This is a genomic window from Sandarakinorhabdus sp. (assembly GCF_032115815.1).
Taxonomy (GTDB): Bacteria; Pseudomonadota; Alphaproteobacteria; order Sphingomonadales; family Sphingomonadaceae; genus Sandarakinorhabdus.
Genome location: NZ_JAUMBI010000039.1, coordinates 1 through 8,763 on the forward strand (window position 1 = coordinate 1; position 8,763 = coordinate 8,763).

Below are 8,763 nucleotides of genomic sequence, written 5' to 3' on the forward strand. Positions count from 1 at the left end.
GGCGGCACCCGGCCAGCACACCACGCTGAACGGCGCGCGGGTGCATGTGCGGCACTGCACCGATCTTGCCCAGGCGCGCATCGGCACCACCAGCCCGCAGGCTTTTGGGTCGGAAGATTTCACCTGTTTCGAACGCGTGCGCACCGCCGCGCGCGACACGCTGTATGGCGGCGATTGTCACAATTATGGCCTGGTCGCTGCCGGGCATCTCGATGCCGTCGTCGAATCGGGGTTGAAGCTGCACGATTGGGCGGCGCTCGTGCCGATCATCACCGGCGCCGGCGGGGTGATTACCGATTGGGAAGGGCAGCCCCTGACGACAGCCAGCCGCGGCGCCGTGATTGCCGCTGGCGATCCAGCGCTGGCCGCCGCCATTGCCGAGGCGCTCGCCGGGTAAAGCCCGCCCTGCCCCGCCCGTTATCCTGCGAAAGGAAAAGGGCGTGCGATGGCAGGATTTTTCGAGGACATCATCCGGTCCAACCGGCTGCGGCTGGCCTTTGCCACCGGAATGGCAGCGCTCGGCCTGTGGGCGTTTGCACCCTACGTCACCAGCGAGGTGGGCGGCGAAGCCTATGTGAACGCGCCGATCATCCGCATGGCCTCGCCGATTGCCGGGCTGGTCGCCACAGATCTGCCGGCGCCCGGCACGGCCATTGTGGTGGAACGCACCGCGCGGTTGGTGGCGGCGCGGGTGCGCGACACCGGCCCGCTGGCGGCGCTGAAGGGCCAGCAGGCGGCGCTGATCGCGGCGCGTGATCTCGCCCGCCGCCAGATTGCTGAAATCGCCGCTGCCGATCATCGTCTCGCCAGCCGATCGGCACGCTTTGGCCAGGCCGCCAGCGCGCGCCTTACCGCCACCACCCACGCCGCCGAAGAGGCGTTGGGTGCGTGCGAAGCCGAAGCCGCCGAAGCGATTCTGCAGCGTGACCGCGTCGAGGCGCTGGCCGCCCAGCGTTTCGCCACCTTCACCCAACGCGACCGGCTGCGCGCCCTTGCCGCCGCCAGCGCCCGGCGCTGTGGCATGCTGAAGGACCAGGCCAGCGCGCTCGCCATCGAGACGCGGGCGGCGGGCAGCGGGCTTTATCTGGCCGGCGCCGCCATGGACGCGCCCCATGGCGACCAGCAGCGCGACCGGCTGCTGCTGCGCCGCCAGGAACTGGAAAGCGTTGCCGCCGATGCGGAAGCGCGGCTGGCCGAACTGGCGGTGCAGATCACAAGTGAGGAAGAGCGGCTGGCACGCGCCAGCGCCTTTGATGCGGTGTTGCCGGCCGGCACCGTGGTGTGGTCGCAACCGGCGCCGAAGGGCACCACGGTGGCGCCGGGATCAAGTCTGCTCGAACTGGCCGATTGCCGCCGCCGCTATGTCGAGGTGACGCTGCCGGAACGCCGCATGGAGGCGGTGCTGCCCGGCGCGCCCGTGAAGGTGCGGCTGATCGGCAGTGAGGATTGGCTGGAGGGCCGGGTCGCCTCGGCGGTGGGCGCGGCGGCGCGGCGAGACGGGGCGATGCTGGCGGCCAATCCCGACAAGGACGCGCGCGCGCTGTCCGTGCTGGTGGCGCTGCCGCCGCCGGCCAGCTTGGCGCGCCGCTGCGACGTTGGCCGCCTCGCCGAAGTCCGCTTTCCGCGCTGGTAGGATATGCTGCCCGATCTCGATACCGCGCCGGCCCTGCTGGTGGCAGCGCCGCTGCTGCTCACCGCATCGTGCCTGCTGCTGGCACCGCTGTTCGGGCTCAATCGGCCCGCCACCCGCACCGCCGTTGTTGCCGGCGTGGCACTGGTGGTGGGTGTCTATCTCCACTGGCGCTTCACGACCACCATCCCTTGGCAGGCGCCCTGGTATGGTCTGGCCTTCGCGCTCACCTGCCTTGCCATTGAATTGTTCGGCCTGTTCGATGCCGCCATATTGTTCGCCGCGCTGCTGAAGCGCACCAACCGCAGCGCCGAAGCCGATGCCGGCGAGGCCCGGCTGGCACAGCGCGACCCTGCAGACTGGCCGGCGGTGGACCTGATCATCGCCACCTACAATGAACCGATTGAGGTGCTGGAAAAGACCATTCTCGGCGCGCTGGCGCTGGATTGGCCCAACCTGAACGTGTGGGTGGCCGATGATGGCCGACGGGCATGGCTCAGAGATTTCTGCGCGGCCAAGGGCGCTGGCTACATCACAAGGCCCGATAATCTCCACGCCAAGGCCGGCAACATCAACCATGCTTTGAAGGTCACGCACGCGCCGTTCGTGGCCGTGTTCGACGCCGATTTCGTGCCGCAGCGGCCGTTCCTTCGCCGCACCTTGGGCTTCTTCGACGATCCCGCCATCGGCATCGTCCAGGTGCCGCACAGTTTCTACAACCATGATCCGCTCCAGCAGAATCTCGCCCTGCGCGAGGCGCTGCCGGATGATCAGCGCTTCTTCTTCGAAGCCATCATGCCCGGCCGCGATGGCTGGGATGCCGCTTTCTGTTGCGGATCGAACAGCATCACCCGCCGCGAAGCGCTGGATGCCATCGGCGGCGGGCTGCCGGCCGGTTCGATCACGGAAGACATGCTGCTCTCCCTCGCGCTGCTGCAGAAGGGCTATGTCACCCGCTATCTCAACGAACCGCTGGCGTTCGGGCTGGCCCCGGAAAGCCTGGAAGCCTTTTTCGTGCAGCGCGCGCGCTGGGCACAGGGTGCGACGCAGATCCTGTTCCTCGATACCGGCCCCTTGGGGCCCGGCCATGCCTGGCAGCACCGGCTGTTCTTCCTGCCCACCGCCTGGCTGTCCCAATGCCTCATGCTGATGACATCACTGATCGCGCCGCTCATCTTCCTGTTCTTCGACGTGCCGCCGCTGGTGGGCGTGACGGCGCAGAGCGCGATTTTCTTCCTGGTGCCGATGGTGTTTGCCCAAGTGGGCGGCATCGTGCTGCTGGGCGGTGGCCGCTACTTCCCGATCGCCGCACAAGTGCTTGGCACCTTCCAGAGTTTCCGGTTGCTGCCGGTGATCATCAAAACGCTGTTCAAGCCGCACGGCCACGCGTTCAAGGTGACACCCAAGGGATCGGACGCGGCCGGCGGCGGCTATCAACGCGGCATCTTCTTTGCCTGCACAGGCCTGATGATCGCCACGCTGGCCGGGCTGGTGATCAACGCCTTTCCCGATACGCGCATCGTCATGCAGGGCGCGCTGGTGCCGATGGTCGCTTTCTGGGGGCTGGTGAACGTGGTGGTGCTGTTCCTTGCTGCCATGCTTTGCCTGGGCCGGCCGGCGCTGCGCGCGGAAGAACGCTTCCCATGGCACGAACCGGTGGCGATCTGGCGGCGCGATGCCCGCAATGCCACGCTGGCGCGCGTCATCGATCTTTCGGTTTCCGGCATCGCGCTGGAAGGCGACGGCGTCGAGGTGGGCGAACCCGTGAGGGTACGGCTGCGCGGTGTTGGCAGCATCGAAGGCCGGGTGGCGCGGGCACGAAATGGCCGCATCGGCATCGCCTTCGACGGCGTCGACAGCCCGGCGCGCGACCGGCTGATCGTGCAGCTTTTTACCCGCGGCATGAACGCCACCCAATTGCAGGTGCCGCTGTGGCGAGCAACGCGCACCATGTTGGCCCGCATCCTCACTGCCGACATGACCCTGCCCACTGCGCCTACCGGTCAGGCCGCCACGCGGCCGGAGTTGAGCGACGACCGGCTGGAAAAGCGAACCTATGTGCTGCCGCCGGAAAATCGCACGCCTGCGACCATGCGGTTGGCCCGCGCCAGTTGAGAATCGCTGGCAACAAGGCGGCAGGCTGCTAACGTCTGCCGATGTTCCGCACGCTCTGGCTCATCATCGGGCTGACCAGCCTTGCGCTCGGCATTGCCGGCGTGGTGCTGCCGTTGCTGCCCACAACGCCGTTCGTGCTGCTCTCCGCCTATTGCTTCGCCCGTTCCAGCCCCCGCCTGCACGACTGGCTGCTGGGCCACAAGATTTTTGGGCCCCTGATTCACAACTGGGAAAAGCATCGCGCCATCTCGCCACGCGCCAAGGTGCTGGCCGTGCTGTCGATGGCGGGGGTGGTGGGGATTTCGGTGCTGGTCGGCGCGCCGCAGCGGGTGATCATCATTCAGGCGGTGATCCTGCCCATCACCTGCCTGTTCATCATCACCCGCCCGAACGGACCTATTTCGTAAGACCGGTCCAATATCCGGCAAAGGCCCACAGATCGGCCGCTTCCGCGATGATCTTGTCGGTCGGCTTGCCGCTGCCGTGGCCGGCGCGGGTTTCGATGCGGATCAGGTGCGGCTTGTCCCCGATCGGCGCGGCCTGCAGCGCGGCGGCATATTTGAAGCTGTGGCCCGGCACCACCCGGTCATCGGTGTCGGCGGTGGTGACAAGAATGGCGGGGTAATCCTTGCCGCCCTTCACATTGTGATACGGGCTGAAGCCGAGATTGTAGCGGAACATCTCCGGCTTGGTCATGTCGCCATAATCATCCACCCAATACCGTCCGGCGGTCCAGTTGGCATAGCGCAGCATGTCCATCACGCCGACCGCCGGCAGCGCAGCGGCAAACAGATCAGGCCGCTGATTGGTGACAGCGCCCACAAGGAGCCCGCCGTTGGAGCCGCCCTGGATGGCAAGCTGCTGCGGCGTGGTCGTGCCCTGCTTCACCAGCGCTTCACCAGCAGCGATGAAATCGTCGAACACATTCTGCTTGTTGAGCAATCGGCCGCCATCGTGCCAAGCCGCGCCATATTCGCCACCGCCGCGGATATTGGCCATAGCGAAGACACCGCCCATCTCCATCCACACCAACCGCGACACGCTAAAGCCCGGCGTGCTGCTGATATTGAAGCCACCATAGGCATACAGCAGGGTGGGGTGCGGCTTGCTGACGTCCACATCCTTGCGGTGGGCGACGAACATCGGAACCTTCGTGCCGTCCTTCGACGGGTAGAAGACCTGGCTCACCGTGTAATCGGCCGGGTTGAACGCCACCTTGGCCTGGCGCACCACTTCGGCCGTGTTGGTGATGGCGTCATAGCTCCAGATGGAACCCGGCGTCGCAAAGCTGGAAAAGGCGAAGAAGGACTTGCCGTCGTCGGACGCTTCAAAGCCCATCGCCGTACCGATCCCGGGCAGCGGTACAACCCCCACCGGCTTGCCATCGGTTTCATAGAGGCGGACGACCGACTTGGCATCCTCCAGCGTCTCGACCACCAGTCGTTTGCCAATCACGGCGCCGCCGGTCAGCGTGGCCGCGCCTTCGGCGACAACCGGCTTGCCAGAGCCGGTCGCGCCATCAACCGCCAGCAGTTGGTAACGCGGCGCATCCTTGTTGGTAACAAAATACAACGTGCCGCCCTGGCTGCCGGCAAAGCCCCACTCCTTGTCCAGAGCGGTTACGAACGGCCGCGGCGTTTCACCCTTAGACAGATCAGCGATGAAGACGGCATTCCCGCCAGAGCTTTCGCTGCTCCCCACCACCATCCAACGGCCATCCTCACTCAAACGGGCATGGTGGCCCAGCTTGGGTCGATCGGGGGTGGCAAACACCTTGGTATCCGCGCTTTGCGGCGTGCCCAGCTTGTGGAACCAGATCGCCTCGTTCAGCGTGGCCGACTGGTATTTTTCACCCGCCGGCGGCGCCGGGAAGCGCGAATAGTAAAAGCCGCTGCCATCGGGCCGCCAGGCCACTTCGCCGGTATATTTCACCCCTTCCAGCGTGTCGGCCAGATCGGTGCCGGTGGCGACGTTCATCACCTTGATGGTGCGCCAATCAGTGCCGCCATCCTGCACGGCATAGGCGAGGTGCTTGCCATCCTTCGACGGTGTCCATTCGGCCAGCGCCGTGGCACCATCCTTGGCCCAGGGATTGGGATCGATCAGCACGCGCGGCTCTGCACCTTGGGCCTGCACATACAGAACGGACTGGTTCTGCAGGCCGGAATTGCGGGCAAAGAATTGCAGCCCGCCCCGCACGCGCGGAATGCCGAAACGTTCGTAATTGTAGAGCGCGGTCAACCGATCGCGGATCATGTCGCGCTTGGGCAGGCCGGCAAGATAACCCGTCGTCACCGTGTTCTGCGCCTCCACCCACTTGGCCACATTGGCATCGGTGCGCACATCGGCTTCCAGCCAGCGATACGGGTCGGGCACCGAAAGGCCATGGCGCGCTTCCACCTCAAACCCGCGCTGGGTTTCGGGATAGGCGATCGGGGCGGCAACAACAGAGGCAGCGGTGGACATCATCATCACAATCGCAAGAGGCAAGCGCACGGCCGGTTTCTCCCTTTTGGGCAATGGCGCGTACCATGGCTGCTTGCGCCGGTCATTTCCAGCCTTTGCGACAATCCGGCCGCCTGCGACATCATATAAAGCTATCTTTATACTTGCATGGAAAGCCCGTGACCGATAGGGGAGCGCCAACTCCAGCTCTCATCAACAGGAATCGCACCATGGCCGATTATGCCATCAAGGACATCAGCCTCGCCGAATTCGGCCGTCGCGAAATCGCCATCGCCGAAACCGAAATGCCCGGCCTCATGGCCCTGCGCGCCGAATTCGGTGCGTCGAAGCCGCTGAAGGGCGCGCGCATCACCGGTTCGCTGCACATGACGATCCAGACCGCGGTGCTGATGGAAACGCTGGTGGCGCTGGGCGCGGAAGTGCGCTGGGCCTCCTGCAACATCTTCTCCACCCAGGATCACGCCGCAGCCGCCATGGCCGCTGCCGGCATCCCCACCTATGCCATCAAGGGCGAGAGCCTGGCGGATTACTGGGATTATGTCGGCCGCATCTTCGATTGGGGTGACATCACCTCCAACATCATCCTTGATGACGGCGGCGACGCCACCATGTTCGCGCTGTGGGGCGCCCGCCTCGAAGCCGGCGAAACCATGGGCGAGCCGGAAAACGAGGAAGAAGTCGAATTCCAGCGCGCGCTCAAAGCCTATATCAAGGCCCGCCCCGGCTATCTGACCGAGACGGTAAAGAACCTGAAGGGCGTCTCGGAAGAAACCACCACGGGCGTGCACCGCCTGTATGAACTGGCCAAGCAGGGCCGCCTGCCGTTCCCGGCGATCAACGTCAACGACAGCGTCACCAAGTCGAAGTTCGACAATTTGTACGGCTGCAAGGAATCGCTGGTCGATGCCATCCGCCGCGCCACAGATGTGATGCTGGCCGGCAAGGTCGCGGTCGTCGCCGGTTTCGGCGATGTCGGCAAGGGTTCGGCGCAGAGCCTGCGCAACGGCGGCGCCCGCGTGATGGTGACGGAAATCGATCCGATCTGCGCGCTGCAGGCCGCCATGGAAGGCTTTGAAGTCGTCACCATGGAAGACGCCGTGAAGCGTGCGGACATCTTCGTGACCGCCACTGGCAACATGGACGTGATCACCGCTGAACACATGAAGGCGATGCGCCCCAACAGCATCGTCTGCAACATCGGTCACTTCGACAGCGAGATCCAGATCTCGGCCCTGTCCAACTACAAGTGGACCGAAGTGAAGCCGGGCACTGACATTGTCGAATTCCCGGATGGCAACCAGATCATCGTGCTGGCCAAGGGTCGCCTGGTGAACCTGGGCTGCGCCACCGGCCACCCCAGCTTCGTCATGTCGGCCAGCTTCACCAACCAGGTGCTGGCCCAGATCGAATTGTGGACCAAGGCCGACGCTTATGAAAACCGCGTCTATGTGCTGCCCAAGCACCTCGACGAAAAGGTCGCCCGCCTGCACCTCGAAAAACTGGGCGTGAAGCTCACCACTCTATCAGACAAGCAGGCCAGCTACATCGGCGTCGGCGAAACCGGCCCGTTCAAGCCGGATCATTATCGCTATTGATGCAGCCCGCCCGTTGGGCAGGCGTGATGGCGGCGATGGGGCAACACCCCGTTGCCGCCATCGCCGTTTTGGGCCCCGCACGCCGCATCCCCCGCACCGCGCCCCCCGCATTGCATGCCTACGCATTTTGGCGCTGGACTTGACGCACGGCGCTGGCCAAGAGCGAGACATGACAGGGGTATATTCCGTGGGCCGGGTGGCCATGACCGGCTTGTGGCTGCTCGCCGCGCCGGCATTGGCCAGGCAGCCAGCCCCGGCGCCAAACGACAGCACGCCGCCGCCCGCCGAACTGCCCGCCGCAGACGAACCCGATACCGCCGCGCCGATCGTGGCCGCCACCGGCAGCCGTTCGGCCGAAAATGCCGTGCGCCAGGCCGGCGATGCCTTTGGCACCAGCATCGGCCGCGAGATATCGGGCCTCTACAGCCGCGAACGCGTGCGCGGTTTCTCGCCGGTGGTGGCCGGCAATGTCCGCATCGATGGCCTCTATTTTGATCCGATCGTCACCCCGTCCAGCCGGCTGGTGCGCGCCACCACCATCAAGGTCGGCCCGTCGGCACTGGGCAGCCCGTTTCCCGCCCCGACCGGCGTCGTCGATCTGGGCCTGCGCCGGCCGGACCAGGAGGCGGCCGCCAGCGTGCTGATCGGCTACAACACGTGGCACACGCCCACTGCGGAATTCGATGCCACGCTGCCGGTCAGCTCCACGCTCAGCGTCGGCTTCGGCGCCGGGCTGCAGCTGGAGAATGGCTTCAACGAGACCCGCGATCACAGCTATGAAGGTGCCTTCATCGCCGAATGGAAGCCCTCGACCAGTTTCAGCTTGCTGCCCTTCATCAACGTTCGTCACACGCTGATCGATGATCACGGCCCGATTTCGGTGCCGCAGGGCAATTTCCTGCCGCCGCGCCTGCCGCGCCGCCAGTTCTTCGGGCCCTGGTGGTCGCGTGGCGGTGA

6 protein-coding genes and 1 pseudogene are annotated in these 8,763 nt (G+C 65.5%); 6 read left to right on the forward strand and 1 reads right to left on the reverse strand.

Annotated features, from left to right (window positions below; genetic code table 11):
- The 4 genes from RT662_RS02030 to RT662_RS02045 all read left to right on the forward strand — a co-directional run.
- Positions 1–397, forward strand: a 397-nt coding sequence (locus RT662_RS02030; protein ID WP_313668729.1) for an inositol monophosphatase family protein, incomplete at its 5' end; no start/stop codon positions are given.
- Positions 398–445: 48 nt separating this feature from the next.
- Positions 446–1,633 carry an HlyD family efflux transporter periplasmic adaptor subunit gene (locus tag RT662_RS02035; protein WP_313668731.1) on the forward strand — a complete coding sequence of 396 codons (1,188 nt, stop codon included), beginning with the start codon at positions 446–448 and terminating at the stop codon, positions 1,631–1,633.
- Between the two features lie 3 nt (positions 1,634–1,636).
- Positions 1,637–3,745, forward strand: coding sequence for a glycosyltransferase (locus tag RT662_RS02040; RefSeq protein ID WP_313668733.1), 2,109 nt, complete (start codon positions 1,637–1,639; stop codon positions 3,743–3,745).
- Positions 3,746–3,786: 41 nt separating this feature from the next.
- Positions 3,787–4,152 carry a YbaN family protein gene (locus RT662_RS02045; RefSeq protein ID WP_313668735.1) on the forward strand — a complete coding sequence of 122 codons (366 nt, stop codon included), beginning with the start codon at positions 3,787–3,789 and terminating at the stop codon, positions 4,150–4,152.
- On the opposite strand, the gene RT662_RS02050 is transcribed toward RT662_RS02045, so the two are convergent.
- Positions 4,142–6,217, reverse strand: coding sequence for a prolyl oligopeptidase family serine peptidase (locus RT662_RS02050; RefSeq protein WP_313668759.1), 2,076 nt, complete (start codon positions 6,215–6,217; stop codon positions 4,142–4,144). The genes RT662_RS02045 and RT662_RS02050 overlap by 11 nt on opposite strands.
- A 203-nt stretch (positions 6,218–6,420) precedes the next feature.
- Between RT662_RS02050 and ahcY the strand changes: the two genes are divergently transcribed.
- Positions 6,421–7,806, forward strand: a complete 1,386-nt coding sequence (gene ahcY, locus RT662_RS02055) for an adenosylhomocysteinase (RefSeq protein WP_313668737.1) — start codon at positions 6,421–6,423, stop codon at positions 7,804–7,806.
- A 202-nt stretch (positions 7,807–8,008) separates the two neighbouring features.
- A pseudogene (locus RT662_RS02060) lies at positions 8,009–8,763 on the forward strand (TonB-dependent receptor); the annotation flags it as partial.